Origin of the sequence: Acidithiobacillus sp. (assembly GCF_023229925.1) — a bacterium.
Lineage (GTDB): Bacteria > Pseudomonadota > Gammaproteobacteria > Acidithiobacillales > Acidithiobacillaceae > Acidithiobacillus.
Genome location: NZ_JALNYM010000001.1, coordinates 823,662 through 848,168 on the forward strand (window position 1 = coordinate 823,662; position 24,507 = coordinate 848,168).

The 24,507-nt window shown below is 58.1% G+C and carries 21 protein-coding genes; 12 read left to right on the top strand and 9 right to left on the bottom strand.

Annotation, left to right across the window (positions count from 1 at the left end; all coding sequences use genetic code 11):
* Nucleotides 1–89 precede the first annotated feature (89 nt).
* The 7 genes from ilvC to tadA form a co-directional block, all read right to left on the bottom strand.
* Nucleotides 90–1,106 (bottom strand): ketol-acid reductoisomerase, encoded by a 1,017-nt coding sequence (ilvC, locus tag M0P56_RS04175; RefSeq protein WP_291508792.1) that lies wholly within the window; start codon nt 1,104–1,106, stop codon nt 90–92.
* A 51-nt stretch (nt 1,107–1,157) separates the two neighbouring features.
* A complete protein-coding gene (gene ilvN, locus M0P56_RS04180; protein ID WP_291508793.1) occupies nt 1,158–1,643 on the bottom strand; it encodes an acetolactate synthase small subunit in 486 nt (161 codons plus the stop codon).
* A 4-nt stretch (nt 1,644–1,647) separates the two neighbouring features.
* Complete coding sequence (gene ilvB / locus M0P56_RS04185; RefSeq protein ID WP_291508794.1) at nt 1,648–3,393, bottom strand: biosynthetic-type acetolactate synthase large subunit; 1,746 nt, start codon at nt 3,391–3,393, stop codon at nt 1,648–1,650.
* 131 nt (nt 3,394–3,524) lie between these two features.
* Nucleotides 3,525–5,063: a DNA mismatch repair protein MutS gene (locus M0P56_RS04190; protein ID WP_291508795.1), complete on the bottom strand. Its 1,539-nt coding sequence runs from the start codon at nt 5,061–5,063 to the stop codon at nt 3,525–3,527.
* 62 nt (nt 5,064–5,125) lie between these two features.
* Entirely contained in the window at nt 5,126–5,551 is a 426-nt protein-coding gene (locus M0P56_RS04195; protein WP_291508796.1) for a hypothetical protein, read from the bottom strand.
* On the bottom strand, nt 5,551–5,982 hold the full coding sequence (locus M0P56_RS04200; RefSeq protein WP_291508797.1) for a secondary thiamine-phosphate synthase enzyme YjbQ: 432 nt from the start codon (nt 5,980–5,982) through the stop codon (nt 5,551–5,553). The genes M0P56_RS04195 and M0P56_RS04200 overlap by 1 nt, the downstream gene beginning before the upstream one ends.
* Nucleotides 5,963–6,529, bottom strand: coding sequence for a tRNA adenosine(34) deaminase TadA (tadA, locus tag M0P56_RS04205; protein ID WP_291508798.1), 567 nt, complete (start codon nt 6,527–6,529; stop codon nt 5,963–5,965). Before tadA ends, M0P56_RS04200 begins: the two co-directional genes overlap by 20 nt.
* A gap of 222 nt (nt 6,530–6,751) precedes the next feature.
* Here tadA and pilM point away from each other — a divergent pair, with 222 nt between their 5' ends.
* From pilM to hemE, 12 genes are all read left to right on the top strand, one after another.
* Entirely contained in the window at nt 6,752–7,816 is a 1,065-nt protein-coding gene (gene pilM / locus M0P56_RS04210; RefSeq protein ID WP_291508799.1) for a type IV pilus assembly protein PilM, read from the top strand.
* The gene (locus M0P56_RS04215; protein WP_291508800.1) at nt 7,813–8,406 is read left to right on the top strand and encodes a PilN domain-containing protein; all 594 of its coding nucleotides are present in this window, start codon (nt 7,813–7,815) and stop codon (nt 8,404–8,406) included. The genes pilM and M0P56_RS04215 overlap by 4 nt, the downstream gene beginning before the upstream one ends.
* The gene (locus tag M0P56_RS04220) at nt 8,403–9,056 is read left to right on the top strand and encodes a type 4a pilus biogenesis protein PilO (protein WP_291508801.1); all 654 of its coding nucleotides are present in this window, start codon (nt 8,403–8,405) and stop codon (nt 9,054–9,056) included. Before M0P56_RS04215 ends, M0P56_RS04220 begins: the two co-directional genes overlap by 4 nt.
* Entirely contained in the window at nt 9,053–9,601 is a 549-nt protein-coding gene (locus M0P56_RS04225; RefSeq protein WP_291508802.1) for a pilus assembly protein PilP, read from the top strand. The genes M0P56_RS04220 and M0P56_RS04225 overlap by 4 nt, the downstream gene beginning before the upstream one ends.
* Before the next feature lie 44 nt (nt 9,602–9,645).
* On the top strand, nt 9,646–12,000 hold the full coding sequence (locus M0P56_RS04230) for a type IV pilus secretin PilQ (protein WP_291508803.1): 2,355 nt from the start codon (nt 9,646–9,648) through the stop codon (nt 11,998–12,000).
* A complete protein-coding gene (locus M0P56_RS04235) occupies nt 11,997–12,536 on the top strand; it encodes a shikimate kinase (RefSeq protein WP_291508804.1) in 540 nt (179 codons plus the stop codon). The genes M0P56_RS04230 and M0P56_RS04235 overlap by 4 nt, the downstream gene beginning before the upstream one ends.
* 103 nt (nt 12,537–12,639) lie before the next feature.
* Entirely contained in the window at nt 12,640–13,734 is a 1,095-nt protein-coding gene (gene aroB / locus M0P56_RS04240) for a 3-dehydroquinate synthase (RefSeq protein WP_291508805.1), read from the top strand.
* Nucleotides 13,727–14,566: an FAD-dependent thymidylate synthase gene (gene thyX, locus M0P56_RS04245; RefSeq protein ID WP_291508806.1), complete on the top strand. Its 840-nt coding sequence runs from the start codon at nt 13,727–13,729 to the stop codon at nt 14,564–14,566. The genes aroB and thyX overlap by 8 nt, the downstream gene beginning before the upstream one ends.
* Entirely contained in the window at nt 14,559–15,731 is a 1,173-nt protein-coding gene (locus tag M0P56_RS04250) for a deoxyguanosinetriphosphate triphosphohydrolase (RefSeq protein ID WP_291508807.1), read from the top strand. The genes thyX and M0P56_RS04250 overlap by 8 nt, the downstream gene beginning before the upstream one ends.
* An 88-nt stretch (nt 15,732–15,819) precedes the next feature.
* Nucleotides 15,820–20,247, top strand: a complete 4,428-nt coding sequence (gltB, locus tag M0P56_RS04255; protein WP_291508808.1) for a glutamate synthase large subunit — start codon at nt 15,820–15,822, stop codon at nt 20,245–20,247.
* 24 nt (nt 20,248–20,271) lie between these two features.
* Nucleotides 20,272–21,669: an FAD-dependent oxidoreductase gene (locus M0P56_RS04260; RefSeq protein WP_291508809.1), complete on the top strand. Its 1,398-nt coding sequence runs from the start codon at nt 20,272–20,274 to the stop codon at nt 21,667–21,669.
* A 3-nt stretch (nt 21,670–21,672) separates the two neighbouring features.
* Nucleotides 21,673–22,731 carry a uroporphyrinogen decarboxylase gene (gene hemE, locus M0P56_RS04265; RefSeq protein ID WP_291508810.1) on the top strand — a complete coding sequence of 353 codons (1,059 nt, stop codon included), beginning with the start codon at nt 21,673–21,675 and terminating at the stop codon, nt 22,729–22,731.
* Here hemE and M0P56_RS04270 read toward each other — a convergent pair whose 3' ends face one another.
* On the bottom strand, nt 22,732–23,634 hold the full coding sequence (locus M0P56_RS04270) for a 1-acyl-sn-glycerol-3-phosphate acyltransferase (RefSeq protein ID WP_291508811.1): 903 nt from the start codon (nt 23,632–23,634) through the stop codon (nt 22,732–22,734). It abuts the gene before it with no gap.
* The gene (locus M0P56_RS04275; RefSeq protein WP_291508812.1) at nt 23,631–24,407 is read right to left on the bottom strand and encodes a GNAT family N-acyltransferase; all 777 of its coding nucleotides are present in this window, start codon (nt 24,405–24,407) and stop codon (nt 23,631–23,633) included. Before M0P56_RS04275 ends, M0P56_RS04270 begins: the two co-directional genes overlap by 4 nt.
* Nucleotides 24,408–24,507: the final 100 nt, after the last annotated feature.

Sequence of the window (24,507 nt, forward strand, 5' to 3'; positions counted from 1 at the left end):
GATAAAAGGGCGGAATCACCACAGGCACATTGCTTTTTGCCCACAGCCGTTCCGCCCCATGCGGATTGTCGCCAATCCCCGTCGCGAAATTAGTTACGCGAACGGTCCACAATCCGGTTCTGACCAATCCAGGTCATCATGGAGCGCAGTTTGTTGCCTACCACTTCGATGGGATGCTCGGCACCCATCCGGCGCATGGCCTGCATAGTCGGCTTGCCCGCCTGATTCTCGAGGATAAACTCCCTGGCAAATTGGCCATTCTGAATTTCCGTCAGAATCTTCTTCATCTCCGCCTTGGTATCGGCATTAACGACGCGTGGGCCGCGGGTCAGGTCGCCATATTCGGCGGTATTGGAAATCGAGTAGCGCATATTGGCGATGCCGCCCTCATACATGAGGTCAACGATCAGCTTCAACTCGTGCAGACACTCAAAGTAGGCCATTTCCGGCGCATAACCGGCCTCCACCAGCGTCTCGAAACCCGCCTGCACCAACGCCGTGGCGCCACCACAAAGCACGGCCTGCTCACCGAAAAGATCGGTTTCGGTCTCTTCCCGAAAGCTGGTCTCGATCACGCCAGCACGGGTGCCACCGTTGGCCTTGGCATAAGACAGCGCAATATTGGTGGCATTGCCGCTGGCATCCTGATGCACCGCAATCAGGCTGGGCACACCGCCGCCCTGGGTGTAGGTAGAACGCACCAGATGCCCCGGCCCCTTGGGCGCCACCAGGAAGCAATCCAGATCGGCACGCGGATGAATCTGACCAAAGTGGACGTTAAAACCGTGAGCGAATACCAATGCCGCGCCCTGTTTGATGTTTGGTGCGATCTCATCGCGATACAGCGCGCCCTGGCCTTCATCGGGGGTCAGGATCATGATCACATCGGCGACTGCTACCGCTGCGGCGACTTCCTTGACTGCCAACCCGGCCTTGCTGGCCTTCTCCCAGGAGGAGGAGTCCTTGCGCAGACCGACGACCACGCTGACGCCAGAATCCTTGAGGTTCAAGGCGTGGGCATGACCCTGGGAGCCGTAACCGATGATGGCCACTTGCTTCTTCTGGATCAGGGCGAGATCGGCGTCGTTATCGTAATAAACCTTCATGTGAAACCTCTTGCTATCTGGTGAAGTGATTGTAACTTTTTCGTTTAGGACTTAGATTGCCTTGGCACCACGGCTAATGGCGCTGGCACCGCTACGTACCACCTCAATGACCATACCGGGATCCAGAGCATGGATAAAGGCATCCAGCTTCTCGCCAGTACCGGTCAGCTCTATGGTGTAGGAGCGGTCCGTAACATCAATGATGCGCCCCCGGAAAACATCCGACAGCCTTTTAACTTCCTCACGATCCGGCCCCACAGCATGGACCTTGATGAGCATCAGCTCTCGCTCAATGTGCGGACCCTCTGTCAGGTCCTGCACACGAATGACCTCCACGAGCTTATTCAATTGTTTGAGGACCTGCTCCATGATCTCTTCGGAGCCGCGGGTAGCCACGGTCATCCGCGAGATACTCGAATCATGGGTCGGCGCGACGGTCATCGCTTCAATGTTATACCCGCGCGCAGCGAACAACCCTGCCACTCGTGACAAGGCGCCCGCTTCATTTTCCAGCAAGATAGAGATGATATGGCGCATGGGGTTACACCAGAATCATTTCAGAGAGGGCCGCACCCGCGGGCACCATGGGGTAGACATTTTCCTGCGGGTCCACCTGAAAGTCCATGAACACCATGCGATCTTTAAGGCGCAGCGCCTCACGGATCACCGGCTCCACATCAGCGGGCGTGTCCGCACGCAGGCCGATATGGCCATAGGCTTCGACCAATTTGACAAAGTCCGGCAAGGCATCCACATAGCTCATGGCATAACGATTTTCATAGAAGAACTCCTGCCACTGACGCACCATCCCCAGATAATGATTGTTGAGACACGCCACCTTGATAGGCAAGTGATACTGCAGACAGGTGGACAACTCTTGAATATTCATCTGGATGCTGCCATCGCCCGTCACACAGACCACCGTCGAATCCGGTTCGGCGACCTGCGCGCCCATGGCCGCCGGGAGCCCGAAGCCCATGGTACCCAAACCACCACTGTTGACCCAGCGCCGTGGCCGGTCGAAACCATAAAACTGCGCTGCCCACATCTGGTGCTGTCCCACATCCGAAGTGACGATGGCATTACCCCCTGTCAGTTCAAAGAGCTTCTGCACCACAAATTGCGGCTTGATGAGGCGATCGTCCTGCTTGTAATGCAGACAATCGCGCTGCTGCCATTCCTCAATTTGCGCCCACCATGCCTGCATTGCCTGGGGATCGTTGCGCTGATCGCTTTCCGCCAGCACCTGATTCATTTCGAGCAGGACCTGCTGCAAATCGCCGACGACGGGCACATCCACCCGCACATTCTTGGAGATGGAGGACGGATCAACGTCCACATGCACAATCCGCGCGCGTGGCGCGAACTTGGCAAGATTGCCGGTGACGCGATCATCGAAACGCGCGCCCAGAGCAACCAGCACATCACAATGTTGCACAGCCATATTGGCCTCGTAGGTACCGTGCATACCCAGCATGCCCAAAAACTGACGATCCGATGCCGGATAGGCACCCAAGCCCATGAGAGTATGGGTAATGGGCGCGCCCAGCGTGCGGACCAGCTTGCGTAGTTCCCCGGAAGCGTTACCGAGGATAATGCCACCGCCGGTATAGAACATCGGCCGCTGCGCGCTGGTAATGAGTTGCATGGCTTTACGCACCTGCCCCAGATGGCCTTTCAGCGTCGGTTTGTAGGAACGCAGAGTGATTTTTTCCGGGTAGTGGTAATGGGTTTTGTGGCTGGTAATATCCTTGGGGATGTCCACCAGCACCGGACCAGGCCGCCCCGTCGTCGCCAGATAAAAAGCCGTCTTCAGGGTGTTCGCCAGATCGCGGACATCCTTCACCAAGAAATTATGCTTGGTGCAGGGGCGCGTAATACCCACCGTATCCACTTCCTGAAAGGCGTCATTGCCGATGAGCGCAACGGGCACCTGCCCGGTAATCACCACCATCGGCACCGAGTCCATATACGCCGTGGCAATTCCGGTCACCGCATTGGTGGCACCCGGGCCGCTGGTGACCAGCGCCACACCGACCTTGCCGGTAACCCTGGAATAGGCATCCGCCGCATGCACCGCCGCCTGCTCATGACGCACGAGAATATGCTTGACGGCATCCTGCTGCGCAAGCTTGTCGTAAATATACAGCACCGCACCGCCCGGATAGCCGAAAACATGTTCCACACCTTCATCACGCAACGCACGGACTACAATCTCCGCACCCGTCAGCTCTTCTGTTTCCAGCTCGGGACTTGGGCGATCTTGCGTAGTCGTCGGGGACGTCATCGTCGTACTCCTCAGGGAATAAAGTATCAGCACAAAAAGCTAGACATATTTTGCTGTGAGGTCAAATAAAAATGCCTTGGCACATACGGATTGTCATCTATGGTACCGCGGCAGCCAGCACGCTTTTTGGCCTAATGACTGTGCAGGTATTCCAGATAGCCGCGCGCCTTGCTGACCAGATCCTCCGGTAGGCCGCGTTTTGCCGCAACAACCAGTCCCAGGGAATGCCCAGGCACCCCGATCTGCAGCTCGTAGGTGGGCTCCAACCGCTCCTGATCAAAGCGCATGGAAGCATTCCGCAGGCAAGCATGGGTCTCGGCAAAGGCCTTGAGCGGCGTGAGATGGGTGGTCACCATACCCCGCACCCCGCGTCCTGCCAGATAATCGAGCACCGCCATCGCCAGCGCCGCCCCTTCTTCCGGATCCGTGCCGGTACCCAACTCGTCCAACAGAATGAGCGTATGGTCGTCCGCATGAGCGAGCAACTTTTTCAGCACTTCCACATGACCGGAGAAAGTGGACAACGCAAAGGCGACACTCTGCGGGTCACCCATGTCGACAAAAATACGGGTAAAGTTGCCGACCACGGCGCGCCCATTCACCGGGATATGTAAGCCGCAATGGGCCATGACTGCAAGCAACCCAACGGTCTTCAGAGAGACGCTCTTACCACCGGTGTTGGGTCCGGTCACCACCAGAATCGGACACTCGGCATCAATATGCACGGATAGTGGTTTGGGCTGCGGACCCCGCTTCTCCGCGTAGGCCAGTATCAATTGTGGGTGATAGGCTTCTTCCAGTAACAATACCGGTTCATTTACCATCTCCGCCGCTTTGCCATGCAGATGGATGGACAGTTGCGCACCCGCCATGGCCAAATCCAGCCAGGTGAGTGACTCCACCAGATGCTGCAGACTGTCCAGGCGCTCACGCGCCGCATCACTGAGCGCGCGGAGGATGGCCTGATTTTCCTGTTCGATACGACCCGCGAGTTTCTCCAGATGGTTATTGCCTGCCACCATTTCCATCGGCTCAACCAAAGTGCCGTGCCCACCCGGACCTGTGCCGCGCCGCACACCGCGAATATTGTCCACCGCGCCATCGGGCAAATGCACGCAGGCGCGCTGGCCGGACCAGTGGGCCTTCGTTCCGGGCGCACGCAGATGCCCCTGCAAAGCCTTCTGAACCTGCTCGCGCTCCGTCTTCAGTTCGTGATGCAACTGGCGCAGGGCATCATTACCATCTTCGCGCACACTGCCGTTGGGCAAGAGCACGGCGTCAATTTGGGGCAACAGGTCCGCCGCTGCGTCCAACCGCTCCGGTCCGGTGGGCAAAAGCGCAGGACGCTTTTCCACATAAGGACGCATCTGCGCACCGACCCGCAACACCAGCGCCAGATTACGAAAGGCTGTACCCGCCAGCGCCGCGCCAGGAGAAGCCACCTGGCGAATGGCAGCACGCACATCCGGCAGATCTGGGAGGATCGGGCCTTCGCCCGACTCCAGGCCGAAGCGGGCGGCGGTGATGGCCTCTTGCAACTGGCGAGCGACGCCCACCGTGGGGGCAGGTGCAAGATTGCGCGCCGCATCGGCCCCAAAGGGCGTCGCACAGAGCTTTTCGAGCAGCCGGCGGATGCCCTCGAATTCCAGGGGCTTAAGGTCAGCTTCCATGGGTTCTCCTGATCGTTGTTTCGCGCAAGGGTACAAAAGGCCGGGCGATAATGCCAACCCAATCAGTTTTGGAAAATTTCCCGCCACCAGCGCTTGCGGCCTTCGGGCACGACAAACTCCCCCAGAGGATCAGGAGCTACCCGCGAGAGTATCCAGCCGGCTGGAACCACTTTTCCGCTGCTGCCACAAGACGCTCCCAAATTGTTGGGATCGTAAATCTTGATCAGCCGCGGATGTTCAAAATCGTCGACATAGACAATACCCAGATATTTTTCCTTATGATCGTGATGCAGCAAGGTGCCAATCGCGCCCAGCACTTTGCAAAAAGTCGCGGCATCAAGCGGCTCCTGCGGGAAATCTACGCCAACAAAATACACATACCAGCCATTGTCCGCCTGTTCAGCGAGCATCTGCTGGAACTCATCCCAGCGCGACCACTCACGAATGCCGCGCAGCATCCCGTTGTATAACTGCATAAATTCAGGCATCAGACCGCCTCCACAACACCCTGAAAACTGACCAGCACCCGACGGCTGACTGGTCGCACCCGGTGTTCAAAAAGAAAAACCCCCTGCCAGCTCCCCAGTGCCACCCGGCCCTCCCGTACGGGAATGATCAAGCTATTCTGGGTCAGCACACTGCGCAGATGCGCCGACATATCATCTGGTCCTTCATTGCAATGACGAAAACCGGGATCATCATCTGGAACCAAACGCGCAAAATAATCAAGGATATCCGCGCGCACATCCGGATCGGCATTTTCTTGCAGCAATAGGCTGGCCGAGGTGTGTGGCACAAAGAGATTCGCCCATCCTACCCAGGCACCGGCTTCCTGCAACCAATCCTGCAATTTCTGAGTGAGTTCATATAGGCCGCGGCCACCATTGTTCACCTGCCATTCATGACTGCAATGCTTCATCCCCCCTCCCTTGCCTTGTTTCAACACCAGCTTCGGCCATAACGACAGCCGTATCTCTTGCCTTTTTACCATGTCGCCGGACCCGGAAAAAATCCCTTAATAAAACCGCAGATGGTGTTGCCAATAGACCTCCCTCCGTCAGGATGCGATGGTTAAAGCGGTCATCCTCTAACAGGTGGTAAAGACTTTCTACCGCACCCGCCTTCGGATCCGACGCGCCATAGACAAGACGCGCTACCCGCGCATGCAGCATCGCTCCGACACACATAACGCAGGGTTCCAAAGTGACATAGAGGGTAGTACCCGTCAGCCGATAGTTTCGCAAAGACCGTGCCCCCTGACGCAGTACAAGCATTTCCGCATGCGCGCTGGGATCGTGGCCCTGAACCGGTGCATTATGCGCCGCCGCCAACAGACGACCGTCAGCATCCAGCAACACCGCGCCGACGGGCACTTCGCCTTGCCCCGCCGCACGAGCGGCGTAATCCAACGCCAGCGTCATCCACGCCACATCCCGGTGATCAAGGTTATCGTCTGTCAAGTTCATGGAACTCCTGAATTACCCTCGCTAAAAACCATGTTGCACGCCGCGCCGACCGCATTTCGAGCGTATTGTAGCAATTTCTCGGTGGGCGCGCCTTGACAGAATCGGGAATGCTGCTAATTTCCCCCACAAGTTGCGAAGAGTATTCGTGCTTTGCGCAAGTGCCGTTGGTTTTCTGCAAACCGCATTTATGTAATATTCGTCAGACTATAAAAGGGAATAAACGTGCTGCGCTTACCAACTCCTCCTTTGCTCGGCCTGGATATTAGTCCGGACGCGGTAAAACTTGTTGAACTCTCGCAGTCCCGAGGGAAGCTTCGCGTCGAACATGCGGACTCCGAGGCGCTTCCGCCAGGCGCCGTCAACGATCGTGACATTCAGGACGCTGAAGCGGTCGGCCATGCACTGCGCACCATTCTTGAGCGATCCCGCGTCCGGACCAAGGCCGTGGCGACGGCTTTGCCCGCCAATACGGCCATCGTCAAGGTCATATCGCTTCCGGGCGACCTGGATGAAGTGGGTATCGAAGAGCAAATCCGCTTTGAGGGCAGCCAATACATTCCTTACAGCATTGACGCCGTCAATTTTGATTTCGCGGTGCTTGGACCCGATGAAACCAGAAAAGGTTATAGCCATGTTTTGCTGGTAGCGTGCAAGAAAGAAGCCGTCGAAGATCGTGCTGCCGCTATCGAAGAAGCGGGCCTCAAACCAAAAATTATTGACGTCAAGCCCTTTGCGCTCTGGTTATTATATGAGCATCTCGCCAGCATGGCGCCGCAAGAACGCATCATCCCCGGCAGAGCGGTCATTCTGGTAGAAATAGGTAGCGTCACCACAAATATCAATGTGTTCCAGGAAGGACATCCGGTTTACTCCCGTGAGCATAATTTTGGCCTGGGTCGTCTGATTGAAGAAATACAGCGCCGCTATAGCCTCGACGCCAATGACGCACAACGCATGGAGCGCTTCGGTGGCCTGCCTCCCGAATATGAGCGTGATGTGCTCAACCCCTTCGCCCGGAGTATGGCCCAGGAACTGTTTCGCTCTCTTGATTTCTTTCAGGCCAGCATGCCAGATATTCCCGCAGGATCGGTACATCTTTTTGGTATCGGCGCTAAAATTCCGCAACTTGCAGAACAATTACGTCAACTGGTGAACTTCCCGGTTTACGTACCTGATCCTTTTGCGGGCATGGAAATGGCTCCCCAGATCAGCCGTCGCTTTATGGATGCAGACAGATCCTCTTTAGCTGTTGCCTGTGGGCTGGCGTTAAGGAGGATTCCGGCATGATCCGCATTAACCTGCTACCCTATCGGGAGGCCCAGCGTACGCAACGCGGCCGACTTTTAGCACTGGCCCTTGTTGGCATCCTGCTGCTTGCCGCCCTGTTCTATTATGGTATCTACAGTATTTTTAGTGCGCGCGTGTCTGCTGAGCAGAAAAAAGTGCAGTATCTGCAGGGGGTTACTACCCAACTGGACAAAAAAATCGCGTCCATTGCCGACCTGCGTAAAAAACGTGATGAACTGCTTTCCCGTGAGGGCATCATTACCGACCTGCAGAACCAGCGGGATATGGTGGTGCGTCTCTTCAACACCCTCGCCAGCGTCACCCCCAACGGTGTTTTTCTGACACATCTCAAGCAGGCAGGTAATGCCATTACCGTCGATGGTTATGCCCAGGCGAACGATCAGGTCGCGGCATTTATGCGCAACATTGAAGCCTCAAGGATTTTTGAGAAGCCAGAACTGAACATCATCAGCAAATCCAAGCTGGGTAATGAAGAGGTGGGACAATTTACGCTGCGGATGAGCATCCGCACGCCGACTGCCGCGAATAGAAGTGGCGCACCGGCGCAGAACAAGGATACACGACCATGACCTTTGATGAACTCCGTAATCTGCAAATTGATGACATCATCCGCTGGCCGGTCAAAACCAAGCTCATCGTCATCGCCATCATTGTTCTGGTTCTTGGCGTCGTGGTTTGGTTTGAATTCATTTCACCCGAAAATGAGAAATATGATCAACTGCAAACTCAAGAAGACAGTCTGAAGATTCAAGTACGGCAAAAACAATTGCTGGCCGCCTCCCTGCCTGCATATCAGGCCCAGATCAGGGAAATGAATCGGCGTTTTCAGAACTTTCTGCAGCAGTTGCCCAACCGCACACAGATTCCTTCGTTGCTGGATAATGTGACATTGGCGGGACGTAGTCGCGGATTGGATTTCGAACTGTTCCAGCCTACCGGAGAAGTGAACAAAAATTTCTATGCCGAGATCCCGGTCAAGCTCAAAGTAGTCGGTACCTACAATGACATCGGGCGTTTCGCCGCCGCGGTCGCCGCCATGCCTCGCATCGTCACCATTAACAATATCGACATTGCCCGGATGCCTGATGCGGGTGCAACCAGCGCGGCCAAGGCTCAGGCTGTCCAGAAACTGGTGATGCAGTGTACAGCAACCACTTATCGTTATCTGGATGGCGGTGGCAGTGCCGGTCATCAAAGCAAGAAAGGGGGCCAACCATGAAACGCTCTCTACATATCCTGATGATGCTTACCGGCATGGCGCTACTGAGCGGTTGCTCAGACAACGACAATCTCCGCCATCTTCAGACCTTCGTTGCTGACGGCCCGAAGAGCAACACGCACATTACACCGCTGCCCGTGCCCCCTGCTTACGCGCCGAAGGCTTATGAGAATCCGCTCAACCGTGATCCCTTCACGAGCTTCTCGGAGCTTCTGTTGCGCAAGGAAGCTGCTGCCGCCAGTACCGGCCCACGTCCGGCCAGTCATGGGCCTGTCCAGCCGCTGGAAAAATATGCGCTTTCCAGCCTGAGCATAACCGGCATTGTTCGGGATAATCAGGACAAGCTCTGGGCCGTGGTCCTGGCGCCGGATAAAAAAATCTATCGCGCAACCATCGGCAGCTACATCGGCACCCATAATGGTCGCATCGTGCGCATTGAGGATGACATGACGAAACGGTCGGTCACCGTCGAACAATACATACCCAACGCCTTCGGTGGATTCCAGAAAGAACAGACCGTTTTGCACATGCAAAACGGCAACTAAACATGATTTGCCTAACCCCAAAGAATACAGAGGATAGCGAAAAGATGAGCACAGCATCCAGTACCGCCCACCACACCCGCCGTGTCGCTGCAAACCCTCAGCCCCGCTCTTTGGTACTGAGGCCAGCGATTATTGCCATCATGGCGGCGACGCTCTGCCTGATCTCCGGTGCCGCCTGGGCCGAGAGCCTGATCAGCAGCGTTACGCCGGTACGGGATCAGCATGGCACGGCGTTCCTGATCCGCAGTGACAGCCGCCCTGCCTACGACGTAAACACAATGAATGGCGGTTATCGGGTGCGCATTGACTTCAGTGACGCCCATTTTATGAGTTCCGTGGGTACCGTCGCCGGCAGCGGTGCTGTGCAGAATGTGCTCACCGAAAATGTGGGTCATCACGCCCGCCTTGATCTGCTGTTGAAGTCACCGCAGGCAATCATGATGGAGCCGGCGCCCGGCGGTTATCGACTGGCCTTGGTCGCCAATCAGAGTGAAGCGTCTGCCGCAAGTGTCCCGAGCGTGCCCGCCAGCAGCCGTGCGACAGAAACCCCGGTGACGTCGGCGCCGCCCCTGCCCACCCCAACCATCACATCAGGCACACAAATCAATGATCTGAGTTTTAAGCGTGGGAAGGATGGCGGCGGCGTCCTCAATCTTTCCATCTCCGGCCCGCAACCGCAGATGAACGTCACTCGTGAGAATGGCGCCCTCATCGTCGAGCTCAAAGACACGATCATTCCCTCCAGCTACACCCACCGTTTCGGGGTCAACCAGTTCGGCACCCCGGTTCAGTATGTGGACAGCTATCCTCTGGGACGTAGCACCCGATTGGTTTTTGCCATTCACGGTCCTTATGAGTACTCGGCCTACCAGCTGGGGCAACACACGTTGATTGACGTACATCCCAGAACCACTGCGGCAGGCATCAATCCCGATGCCGGTGCGCGCCTGAGTATGGACTTCCAGAACATCAGCGTGCGCGATGCCCTGCAAGTGATTGCCGACTTCACTCACCAAAACATCGTGGTTTCCAACAATGTAACGGGCAGTCTTTCCATCCGTCTCAAGAACGAGCCGTGGGAGCAAGCGCTTCAGGTGATTCTGGAGTCTCAGGGACTGGCGAAAAAACATATCGGCAACATTCTCTGGGTGGCTCCGGCCAACCAGATTACCAGCCAGGAAGAGGCACAACTGAAGGCCGCTGCCAGCAAGCGCAAGCTCGAACCGCTAGAGACGGAGCTGATACAGATCAAATATGCAAAAGCCTCGCAGATTGCCTCGCTACTGCAGGGTTTCGATCAAAACCAGCAAACTGGAGTTGCAGGGGCCGACAATGGCACGAGCATGAATCCCGCACAGAATGCCGCTCTGGCCAGTGCACTGGGCATTCCGAGCTCCAGCCTTATTGGCAACTCGCTGCTCGGCCCACGCGGCTCGGTAGCGGTAGTAACCCGCACCAACAGCCTGCTGGTTCGAGACACCCCGCAGGATATTACCAACATTAAAAACCTGATCGCCAAGATCGATCGTCCGGTCCCGCAGGTATTGATTGAAGCGCGCATTGTGCAGGTCACCACCAATGCGGCACAGTCCCTGGGGGTGGTTTGGGGCGGGACTTATACCGGCGGCGGCGGCGGCGGGGTCGTCAACCTGTCGGGCACTGGTGCTTCAGGAGTCACCCCAACACAGGGGGGCGCCTACCCGATGTCTGGAACTTCCACCACCAGCGGAACCGGCTTCACCACCCCGGCCTTGGTAAACCTGACGCCTTCCACCGCCGGCAGCGCCCTCGCTGGCACCAATCCGGCTTCGCTGGGTTTTGCCCTGGGCACCGCCGCCGGTAATCGCATCTTGAACTTGCAATTACAGGCGCTGCAAGCGAATAACCGCGCCAAGATTATCTCCAGCCCCAAAGTTCTCACCCAGGACAACGAAAAAGCCGTCATCGAACAGGGTCAGGAAATCCCCTATCAGCAGTCCACCAGCAGCGGCGCAACATCGGTATCCTTCAAGAAAGCGGAGCTCAGCCTGGATGTCACACCGCACATCTCACCCAACGGCAAGATCACCCTGGATGTGGACGCGCAAAATAACCAGCCCAACTATGCCCAGGCCCTGCCCTCCGGCATTCCCATTGATACCCAGCAGGTTAAAACCAAGCTGCTGGTCAACAACGGCCAGACCGTGGTCATCGGTGGCATTTATACCGACTCAATCACCCGGACGGAAACCGGCGTCCCCTTATTGAAGGACATCCCTCTGCTCGGTTGGCTCTTCAAGAGTCACCTGAAAAATGTGGCCAAGACCGAACTGCTGGTCTTCCTGACCCCCAAGGTGATTGGCGGCGGCGCCCCAGATGGCCTCGGTGGGACTTCCGGCAACGCCAATCTCGGGCAATGACCGGAAGTATTATCCTCGTCGGTCCGATGGGATCGGGTAAATCCACCATCGGGCGGCTCCTGGCCGCCCGATTGCGTCTTCCTTATGTGGATAGTGACGCGCTGATCGTACATCATACGGGCGTAGACATCCCCACCATCTTTGAAATTGAAGGGGAGTCCGGCTTCCGCGAACGGGAACGCAAAGTTATCGCCGACCTTTCCTCCCGGAGTGAGGCGATCGTACTGGCCACCGGTGGCGGTGCCATACTCGACCCTGCCAATCGTTATTATTTGCGATGCATGGGCGAGGTCATTTATCTGGATGTCAGTGTCGGCGAGCAACTCAAACGTATTCGCCATGACCGCAGCCGTCCCCTGTTGCAAAATACCGACCTCGATACGCGCCTGAAAACACTCGCGGAGCAACGCAATACGCTCTATCAGGAGACCGCACACTGGCGGGTGCTGGGCGATGGTCTGCGCTCGGATCAGGTCTTGCGCCGGATACTGCGACATCTCCAACAGCGTGCAGGACAAGCGCCCGCACGAGGATAGCCAGTCCAAGAAGCTCAAACGGTCGCGATGGCGGCAGCACACTTGCCTCAACGTAAAAGAACCCCAACAATGGGGTATAAATCGGTCTATAAGAGTAAACGTTATGCACAGCCTTCGCGTCGATCTGGGTCCGCGCAGTTACCCCATCCACATAAGCACCGGCATCCTCGCCGATCCGACCCTTTTCGCTCCCGTCCTGAGCAAAGGCCCGGTCGCGATTATCACGGACAGCAATGTCGCGCCCTTCTACCTAGAAACGCTGCAAACAACCCTGAAGAAACTTGAAAAGGACTTGCTGGTCATCATCCTGCCAGCTGGCGAGGAGAGCAAGTCTCTCGCTCATATCCAAGAAATTACCGGGCGCCTGCTGAGTGCGGGTTACGGCCGTGACTGCACCCTCTGCGCCCTCGGCGGCGGCGTCGTCGGAGACATCACCGGCTTCGCCGCCGCCGTGTATCAGCGTGGAGTCACCTACATTCAGGTGCCGACCACCCTGCTCGCCATGGTAGACTCCTCTGTCGGTGGCAAAACCGGGGTCAATCACCCACTGGGTAAAAACATGATCGGCGCTTTTTACCAGCCACGTGCCGTGATCGCCGACACCGATACCCTGGACAGCCTGCCTGACCGGGAATTCCGCTCAGGACTGGCCGAGGTGATTAAATATGGCCTGATTAACGATCAGGGCTTTTTCTCTTGGCTCGAAGACCACATGGATGCGGTGCTCGCCCGGGAGGCCGACGCCCTGGCCAAAGTGATCCAATGCTCCTGCAAAGACAAAGCCGACGTCGTGGCACGCGACGAATTGGAGGGGGGGTTGCGGGCCATTCTCAACCTCGGTCACACCTTCGGCCATGCCATTGAAGCGGCGACCGGCTACGGCCAGTACCTGCATGGCGAAGCGGTGGCCATCGGCATGGTCATGGCAGCAGATCTTTCGCGCCGTCTCGATCTGATTCGGGAGAGCGAGCAGGATCGTATCTACGCCCTCATCAAAGCTGCTGGATTACCCACGCTGGCCCCCACACTCCCCGTCGCCGATTATCTTGGCTTTATGCGCGTTGACAAGAAAGCGGAGGGGGGCCGGGTGCGCTTCATCCTGCTGCGCGGCATTGGGAATGCAGTCATCACCGGAGATGTCCCCTCGGCCGCTATCACTCAAACCCTTCAGGCCTTCATGGAGCATGGACATGCATGAGATCAATAAAGCAACCGCGGAACTGCAAGAGGAAATGGCGCAACGCATCGCGCTGAACCCCGGCGGCACCCGCCGTATTGGCAACTTCGGTTTCATCGAACTGGAAGAGACTTGGGGTGACGAAGCCACCATCATCAACACCGCGCGCATCAGCACCACCAACCAGCGCCTCCGCAGCGGGCACGAATTTTCAGAGCGCGACCGCGCCCTGCTCTACCAGCTACTGCGCGATCAACATGGCACCCCCTTCGAGACCGTCTACTTCCGCTTCCGCTTCATCGCGCCGATTTTTGTGTTGCGCCAATGGGTTAAACACCGCGTTTCTAGCTGGAACGAATTTTCCATGCGCTACCGCAAGCCCCTCTCTGTCGCCTACGTGCCCGATGCCGCCGCACGCACGGTGGATGGCTTTTCGGTATTGGACGAGGCGGCCATAAGCGAATACGAAGCGCTGATGGCGCAGCTCTTTGGCTGGTACGAGCATCAATACAATGCGGCTTGCAGCCGCATTGATCTGGCGCGCGAAAGCGGCGAGTTGGGTCCTAAAGAGGGCGGACGCGACCCTTACCGCGGCCGGGCCCGCGAGCTCCTGCGTAACGTGATGCCGGTTGCCGCCTACTCGGATGTCTACTGGACGGTCAACTTCCGCAGCCTGATGAACTTTTTCAAGCTACGGTGCAAGAAAGATGCCCAGTATGAAATCCGCGAATATGCCGATGCAGCCTTTGCGCTGTTCGCCACGCGCCTGCCTCTGCTCGCCGAAACCATGCAGCGGGTAATAGACGAATCCGCCGCCCGTGTCGCAGTACAGGAATCGTCCGGGCATGCCTGACCCTGTCTCTCCGAACCAGTCCGAGAGATTGGCGCCTTACGCCGCCGACCCCGCACAAAGCCGTGGCCGCAAACATGCGGAGGAACCGCCCGCCGGTCGCAGCGCCTTTCAGCGCGACCGGGACCGGGTCATCCACTCCAGCGCCTTCCGCCGTCTTGAATACAAGACCCAGGTCTTTGTGAATCACGAGGGTGACCTCTATCGCACCCGCCTCACCCACAGCCTGGAAGTCGGACAGGTGGGTCGCGCCATCGCCCGCCAGTTGGCCCTGAATGAGGATCTGGTCGAAGCCATTGCCCTGGCCCACGATCTCGGTCATACCCCTTTTGGTCATGCCGGGCAGGATGCTTTGCAGGAGTGTATGGCCGACCTCGGCGGTTTCGAGCACAATATCCAGTCCCTGCGTATTGTAGATCACCTGGAAAGGCGCTATGGCGACTTTCCAGGCTTGAATTTGAGCTTTGAAACCCGCGAGGGCATTCTCAAACACTGCGCCAAAAGCAAAGCAGCCGACCTGGGAGATGTGGGTGAACGCTTTCTGCAGGGCAGCCATCCCAGTCTGGAGGCGCAGATCACCAATCTCGCCGACGAGATTGCCTATAATAACCACGATATTGATGACGGCTTACGCGCTGGCCTGCTCAATCTGGAAGAACTCTGTGCCAGCACCTTGTATGGGGCTATTTTTGTGGAGGTGTCCCAGCGCTATCCCGAAGCCTCCGAAACCGTATTGCGTCACGAAACCGGCCGCCGCCTCATCAACCTGCTCATCCACGATCTAGTCGATGAAACCCGACGCCGCATCGCCGCCGAGGGCATCATCACGATCGCAGATGTACGGGCCGCGCCACACCCCCTCGCAGCCCACAGTCCCGCCATCGCCCACGACGTCGCTGTGCTCAAACGCCTCCTTTTTCAGCGTATGTATCGTCACCCGCGGGTGCATCGTCAAGCGGAAAAAGCCAAGCGTCTGGTACGCAAACTTTTTCATACCCTGTGTGAAGATCCTCGACTGCTCCCGCTAAAATATCAGGTGCGCATCAACGAGTGTAGCGGTGCAGCGAAGCGCCAGGCGCGTGTCGTTGCCGACTATGTGGCTGGCATGACCGACCGCTTTGCCATTGCCGAGTATGACCGCATCTTCGATCCACATGGCGAAGCCTGAGCCCTTGGATGGTGCCCATGAGCGCGTTATAATGCTCGGCCCTGCATTGCAGTCCGGCGACAGGGTGATGTGATAACCAGGTGACACTATGACGCACAGCTTATATTCCTCCGACTTTGAACGGGACTCCTGTGGCTTTGGGCTGATTGCCCAGATGGACAACCAAGCCAGTCACGCCATTGTCGCGACGGCAATCACCTCCCTGGCACGCCTCACCCACCGCGGCGCAGTAGCCGCCGATGGCAAGAGTGGCGACGGTTGCGGCCTGCTGTTGCAGATGCCGGAGGCCTTTTTCCGCGCCATCGCCACCGAGCAGGGTGTTGCTCTCGGCAAACATTTCGGTATCGGCCAGTTTTTTCTCCCGCAGGACCAATCGGTTGCGGATGAAATCCGCACGACACTGGATGCCGAAGCCGAAGACCTCGGTCTCCGATGTCTGGGCTGGCGCGAGGTCCCTACCGACCTTGCCGCTTGTGGTGACGAAGCCCTTAAGAGCCTGCCGGGTGTATGGCAAGCCTTTGTGGGCCTCCCCGACGCCGCGGATACAGACAGTCACGAACGCCTCCTTTATCGCCTGCGACGACGGGTAGAAAAACGCTTTGTCGACGAGAGCAGCTTTTTTGCCGTGACCTGTTCCTCCCAGGTCATCGGCTACAAGGGCTTGGTGCTGCCAGAGAATCTCCCCGTTTTTTATCCCGATCTCTGCGACCCACGCTTCGCCTCCGCGCTCGTCACCTATCACCAACGCTTCTCCACTAATACCTGGCCGGAATGGCGGCTATGCCAACCCTTCCGCATGCTCGCCCACAATGGCGAGTTGAATACGGTGCAGGGCAACCGTCTGTGGGCCAAGGCGCGCGAGGCGCAGCTCCAATCCGACCTGCTGCCTATGGCAGAAGTGCTACCTGCAGTGGGCGGTGGCAGCGACTCTTTTAGCCTCGACAATATGCTTGAACTGCTGGTGCAGGGCGGCATGGACTTCTTCAAGGCCATCCGCCTGTTGGTGCCGCCCGCCTGGCACAATGTTCCGCGCATTGAACCCGCCCTGCGCGCCTTCTACGAATATCACTCCATGCGCATGGAGGCCTGGGATGGCCCTGCCGGGCTGGTGCTCAACACCGGACGCATCGCGGCTTGTGCACTGGATCGCAACGGCTTGCGCCCGGCCCGTTATGTCATCACCAAAGACCGTATCATCAACATCGCCTCCGAAGTGGGCGTCTTTGACTACGATCACCGCGACATCGCCGTGCAGGGTCGGGTCGGGCCGGGGCAATTGGTGGCGGTGGATATGGCCACCGGAAAATTCCTTGAGTCGGCAGACATCGACGCGCGAATCCAGAACAGCAACCCCTACCGGGAATGGCTGGATCGATATGCTGAGCATCTCGATAGTGACGACAGCGACACCACCCCGGTACTGCCGGTAAGCGACCTGCTGGTCAGCGAAAAGGCCTTTGGTGTCAGCTTTGAAGAAGAAGACCAAGTCATTCGTGTCCTCGCCGAGGGCGCCCAGGAAGCCGTCGGCTCCATGGGTGACGACACCCCCATGGCGATCTTATCGCGGCAAACCCGGCATATTGCCGATTATTTCCGTCAGCAATTCGCCCAGGTCACCAATCCCCCCATCGACCCCCTGCGTGAAGCCCTGGTGATGTCCCTCAACACGGTCATCGGCAGTGAAAGCAACCTGTTTGCCGAGCGTCCCGAATATGCCCGGCGCATTGAAGTACACTCCCCGGTGCTCTCCGATGCCACTTTTGTCGCCCTCACCAGCCGGACGGAACCGGCCTTTCGCGGCCAGACTTTTGATCTCTGTTATTCCGCGGCAGACAGCAATCTGGGAGGCGCTATTGAAGCCCTCTGCGAAGAAGTCATCGAAGCGGTGCGGCACGGAGCCGTTATCCTGGTGCTCTCGGATCACGCCCTGGAGCGCGATCGGCTCTACATCCCGGCACTGATGGCGGTAGGTGCAGTCCACCACGCCCTCATCGATGCTGGTCTGCGCACCCGCTGCAATATCGTCGTGGCCACCGCCCACACCCGCGATCCCCACCATTTCGCCACACTGATCGGTTACGGTGCCACCGCTGTCTATCCCTACCTGAGCTATGCCATCATCCGCAGTCTGGCCGAGCGGCATGCCTTCAGCCAGCCGGTCACGGCCCTCAAGGCGCTGGAAAATTATCGCAAAGGCATCGACAAAGGCCTCTACAAGATTCTATCCAAGATGGGGATTTCCACCCTCGCCTCTTACCGCAGCACCCAACTTTTTGAAGCACTTGGTCTGGATCAGACGGTGGTGGAGCGCTGCTTCAAGGGTACGGTGAGCCGGATTGGCGGCGCTTCCTTTAGTACATTGGAAAGCGATATCCGCCAGCAGGTCCGCGACGCCTACCTGCCGCGGAAGACGCTACCTATCGGTGGTCTGCTCAAATATATCAATGGTGGCGAATATCACGCCTACCACCCGGACGTCGTCCAGAGCCTGCAAACGGCTGTAAAATCAGGACGCTATACCGACTATCAGGTGTTTTCCGGACTCGTCAACGAACGCCCGATCACCAACCTGCGCGACCTGCTGCAATTGCGCACGGCAGCACAACCCATTTCGCTCAGTGAGGTTGAACCCATTGAGGCCATCACCCGCCGTTTTGACACGGCAGCCATGTCCCTGGGCGCGCTCTCGCCCGAGGCCCATGAGGCCCTGGCCATCGCTATGAACACCATCGGCGGGCGCTCGAACTCCGGTGAAGGCGGCGAAGACCCGGCCCGTTATCACAACAACAAGGTCAGCAAGATCAAGCAGATCGCCTCCGGTCGCTTTGGTGTGACGCCGGAGTATGCCGTCAATGCCGAAGAGTTGCAGATCAAGGTAGCCCAGGGCGCCAAGCCCGGCGAAGGCGGTCAGTTGCCGGGGCATAAGGTCAGCGGCATCATCGCCCGCCTGCGCTACGCCAAGGAAGGCGTCGCCCTCATCAGCCCGCCGCCCCACCACGATATCTATTCCATCGAGGATCTGGCACAGCTCATTTTTGACCTCAAGCAGATCAATCCACAGGCCTATGTCTCCGTCAAGCTGGTCTCCGAGGCCGGTGTCGGTACCATCGCGGCCGGGGTGGCCAAGGCCTATGCTGACCGCATCACCATCGCCGGTTATGATGGTGGTACCGGCGCCAGCCCGCTGACTTCGGTCAAATATGCCGGTTCGCCGTGGGAGCTGGGTTTGGCGGAAACTCAGGTCACCCTGCGCCGCAACCACTTGCGGCATCGGGTGCGTTTGCAGGCCGACGGTGGCTTCAAGACCGGGCTGGATGTGGTCAAAGGCGCCTTGCTGGGAGCCGAAAGCTTCGGTTTTGGCACCGCCCCGATGATTGCGTTGGGTTGCAAGTATCTGCGCATCTGCCACCTCAACAACTGCGCCACCGGCATTGCCACGCAGGATGAGACCCTGCGCAAACATTTCACCGGCCTCCCGGAAATGGTCATCAACTACTTCCGCTTCGTCGCCGAAGAAGTCCGCGAAATCATGGCGCAACTCGGCATCCGGTGCTTTGACGACTTGGTTGGTGCCACCCAGATGCTGGAAATCGGTGGGGCGCAGACGGAAAAACAAGCACATCTCGACCTGCGTCCGCTGCTGGCCAATACCGATCTGCGCGATGCCGACAGCAACATCCACACCCAGGATCGTAACCCACCTTTCGATAAAGGCGAGCTTGCTGAGACCATGGTGAAGGACGCGCGACCTGCGCTGGACGAGCAAATCCCCACCCGCCTGCACTATCCGATTCGCAACGTGAACCGCTCCATCGGCGCCCGTCTCGCCGGAGAAATCGCCCGTCGCTATGGTAATTCTGGCCTGCGGGAAGATGCGGTACACGTCGACTTGCAGGGTACGGCGGGCCAGTCCTTTGGTGCCTTCTGCGTGCAGGGTATGACCCTGCATCTGCACGGCGACGCCAACGATTATGTAGGTAAGGCCATGAACGGTGGCACCATCATCATCGCACCGCCAGCGGGCGTTTCCTATGCCAGCCAAGACTCGGCTATTGTCGGCAACACCTGTCTGTACGGAGCCACTGGCGGGCGTCTTTATGCCGCAGGGCGCGCCGGTGAGCGTTTTGCGGTGCGTAACTCCGGAGCCATCGCTGTGATCGAAGGCGCCGGGGACCATGCCTGCGAGTACATGACCGGAGGCCAGATCGTCATCCTCGGCCCGGTCGGCGTAAACTTTGGCGCGGGCATGACCGGTGGTCTCGCCTTTGTCCGCGATCAGGCCCGCCAGTTTCCTGATCAGGTGAATGGCGAACTAGTGAATTATCACCGGATTGAAACCGAGTCCATGCGCGGCTACGAGGCCCTCCTGCGACGCCATATCGAAGCCCATGCGGCCACCACTGGCAGCAGTTATGCCGCAGGGTTGCTCAAGGACTGGACCCACTTTATCCGTGATGTCTGGCTGGTGGTGCCCAAGGCGGCCAAACTGGATGTTCTGCTCGAAGAAGCGAGCTGACCGCGTCACCACTGAGGAAAAACCATGAGTCATTTTTCATTTATCGAAGACCCGCGACAGGACCCCAAAAAGGTGGACGTGGAAGAACGCCGCGCGGCCTTCACGGAAATTTACCACAGCTTTGACCTGGACAGTGCACAGCTTCAGGCCGACCGCTGCCTGCACTGCGGCAACCCATATTGTGAGTGGAAGTGCCCAGTGCATAACTATATTCCCAACTGGCTGCAGCTCATTGTTGAAAACCGCCTGGAAGAAGCGGCCAGTCTCTCCCATCAGACCAACACCCTCCCGGAGATCTGTGGCCGCATCTGCCCACAGGATCGCCTTTGTGAAGGTGCCTGCACCCTCAATGACGGCTTTGGCGCCGTTACCATCGGCAACCTGGAAAGATTCATCACTGAAGAAGCCCTGGCCCGCGGCTGGCGACCGGAAACACCCGATATCATCCCCAACGGCAAGCGCGTTGCGGTGGTAGGGGCTGGCCCTGCCGGGTTGGGTTGTGCAGATATTCTCAACCGCGCAGGCACCGAAGTGGTCGTGTTTGACCGCTACCCGGCAGTTGGCGGCCTGCTCACCTTTGGCATTCCGCCTTTCAAGCTGGAAAAAGCAGTAGTGGCCCGCCGCGCCGATCTGCTTCAGGAAATGGGTATCCGCTTTCAGCTCGATACAGAAGTCGGCAAAGATATTTCCCTGGGTAATCTGTTGGAAGACTTTGACGCCGTGTTTCTGGGGATGGGCACCTACACGGCCAAGATTGGCGAGTTTCCTGGCGAGAACCTGCCTGGCGTCCTCAAGGCGCTGCCCTATCTGATTGCAAACACGCGACACCTGATGCAGTTGTTGGACCCGGCACTCCCCTACGTCAACCTGTCCGGCAAACGGGTCGTGGTGCTGGGTGGTGGCGATACCGCCATGGATTGTTTACGCACCGCCATCCGCCAGGGTGCCAGCACGGTCACCTGCGCCTATCGTCGCGATGAAGAAAACATGCCTGGCTCGCGCCGGGAAGTCGCCAATGCCCGCGAAGAGGGAGTCAAATTTCTCTTCAACCGCCAGCCCGTCGAGATCACGGGTGATGCGGTATCCGGCGCACGGAGTGTGCGCCTGGTCGAAACTCGTCTGGGGCAGCCCGATGCCAAGGGTCGTCGCCATCCAGAAATTGTTCCTGGCTCAGAGCAGATACTGGATGCCGATGCGGTGATCATCGCTTTTGGTTTTGATCCCTCCCCCGCCCCCTGGTTTGCCGAATACGGCATCAGCACGGACGCCCGTGGACGGATTAATACCAACGAACGATTCCAGACCACTAACCCACGTATCTTTGCCGGGGGGGACATGCGCCGCGGCTCTGACCTAGTCGTCACGGCGGTAGATGAAGGGCGCAGGGCCGCCGAGGGCATCCTCGATCAACTGGGCGTATAGCCGATGAAGTCCGCATTGCAGAATGATAATTTCCTGCGTGCCTGCCTGCGTCAACCAGTGGATCATGTCCCCGTCTGGCTGATGCGTCAGGCCGGGCGTTACCTGCCGGAGTACCGCGCTACCCGCGTCCGTGCCGGGGATTTTCTCACCCTCTGCACCACACCGGAACTGGCCTGTGAAGTGACGCTGCAGCCCATTGATCGCTTTCCGCTGGATGCCGCCATCCTTTTTTCGGACATCCTGACCATTCCTTATGTCATGGGACTTGGACTGCAATTTCAGGAGGGCGAAGGTCCGGTATTCGAACGTCCCTTGCGTAACGCTGCGGACATCGACGCACTGAGTCAGCCCGATCCAGAAACGGAGCTGCGCTTTGTGATGGATGCGGTGCGTCTCATCCGCCGTGAGCTGAATGGACGGGTACCTCTCATCGGCTTTGCAGGCAGCCCATGGACCCTCGCCTGCTACATGATCGAAGGTCGCGGCAGCCGCGACTTCATCCATATCAAAGGGTTACTATATAGTGATCCAGCGCTGCTACATCGCCTCCTACGTCATCTGGCCGCAGCGGTCTGCCAATACCTCAACGCGCAGATTGCCGCAGGGGCGCAGGCAGTGATGATTTTTGATACCTGGGGTGGCAGTCTCAGTACCCCGGCCTATGCAGAGTTCTCGCTTGCCTACATGAGCGAGATCATCGCCGGTTTGAAGCGCGAAGCAGAAGGCCGCCCGGTGCCAATCCTGCTCTTTACCAAGGGCGGGGGTAACTGGTTGGGAGCAATGGCGGCGAGCGGCGCTGATGTGCTGGGTCTCGACTGGACAACCGAGTTAAGTGTCGCCCGTCAACATCTGGGTGATGGCATAGCACTGCAGGGCAATATGGACCCCATCGCCCTCTATGGCAGCGCCAGCGCTGTCGCTGCAGAGGCAGAGCGCGTTCTGACCAGCCATGGACCTGGGCCGGGCCATATCTTTAATCTCGGCCATGGCATTACCCCACAAACCCCCGTCGGAAATGTCGCCACCCTGGTGGAAAGCGTTCATAACTGGCGGCCTGCCTAACTAACCCTCGTGACCATGCCGCCATGCTGCCCAGGCATCCCGGATAGGACGACGGCGGGGATTATGCAGATAGGTGATTGAAGCCCCTTGCTCCATCCGGTGTAAGGCATCGGCAATAGCCGCCTGAGCCGTCGCTGCCAGCTTCCGGCGACCCAATTCCGGCGCCAGCGCAGGCAGGAATTCAACGCGCAGTGTCAACGGTGCCGCCGCTGCCAGTCTCCAGAGATGTCCAAACAAGCTATCTTCCCCAATGAAGGGGCAGAGGGGATCGGGCTGACCGGGGCGCAGTACGTCTTCATAGCGCAAAGCGACAGGAATCGTCGGTGCTGCCGCCCCGGATGCGGTCTCGAAAGGTGCCGCAAAAAAATCACCCACCCCCTTCCCATCGCTGGTGGTCCCTTCTGGAAAGAGCACAACACTGGTGCCAGCTGTCAGAATCGCACTGGCCTGACGCATGGTGCGCTGACTGGCGCGGGCGTCGCTACGATCGATGAAGAGCGTCCCCAGCCACTCACCCATAATCCCGAAAAACGGCCAGGCACGCATTTCCGTCTTCGCCACAAAACGCCCCGGAACCAGGGTCGCGAGCGCGAGAATATCCAGGTAGGACACGTGATTAGCGGCGACAAGTACCGGCGATTTAGGGATGGCCCCGTCCACGCGCAAATGGATCCCAAGGATACGCAAGGCCCGCCGACTCCACCAGGCAAAAGCTCGATAACTACCCGCATCGGGCTCGGGCTTGCGTGCACAAGTCCAGACGGCCAACGGAAAGGCCAGAAGCAGATAAAACACCAGCACCGGCAGCCGCCAGATACGCCGCAAAGCCTTGGGCCGCGAACGACGCCAGCGCCGCCCCGGGTAAGTTATCAATACCGAAACGGGCTTTTTACGGCGTATCACTTACGCGCGTCCACCGGTTCCAGAAAGCGCTGCTGATAGCGAGGGGTGATCAGACCAGACTCGCACCAGACGAAGAAATCTGCACAATGGAATTGCGGATCCCAGAAAGGTTCGCCGCCAATACGCACCCCCGCCCTTAAATAGCCCTTGAGCAGGCTAGGCAGTGTGGCAGGGTCTACCTGCGCCTGCACATCAAAATTGGGGACAGCGCGCAGGGGGAAAACCCGCTGTTCCTGCGGCGTCAGGTACATATTGAGACGCTGGTACAGAGCGCCAAGGGCTGGGCCGTCGGTGCTGTGTACACTCGCGCAGCCCATGAGATAATCGATTTGCCACATCGTCATGGCCTCGGCCAGCCCCGACCAGAGCAACGCAATCACCGCGCCCTGACGGTACTCAGGATGTACGCAGGACCGTCCCAACTCCATAATTCGCACATTCAATGCCAGCAGACGTGAAAGATCAAACTCTGTCTCGGCATAATAGCGCCCTACCCGGGCGACTTTCTCGGGGCGGAAGAGACGATAAGTACCAACAACTTCCTGACGGAGCTCGTCTTCGACAATCAGGTGCTCACAAAAGGGGTCGTACTCATCCTGATCCAGCCCAGGACGACCACCGAACTGGGCACCATACTCGGCACTGAATACGCCATAGCGCAGTCGTTGCGCCGCTTCTACTTCGTCCTGGTGACGTGCCAGATAGAGACGCAACGAGCGCTCCTTCTTGGTGGCGACGTGACCGGTACTGCCGTGAGATTGGGTGCTGAGCATACGGGGCTCTCCGTGCAAAAACGATAACGAACCTTCACTTATTGTGACCCACAACCATGACAATAGTGCGACACTTTTATGAACTTTTTATGACAATGAT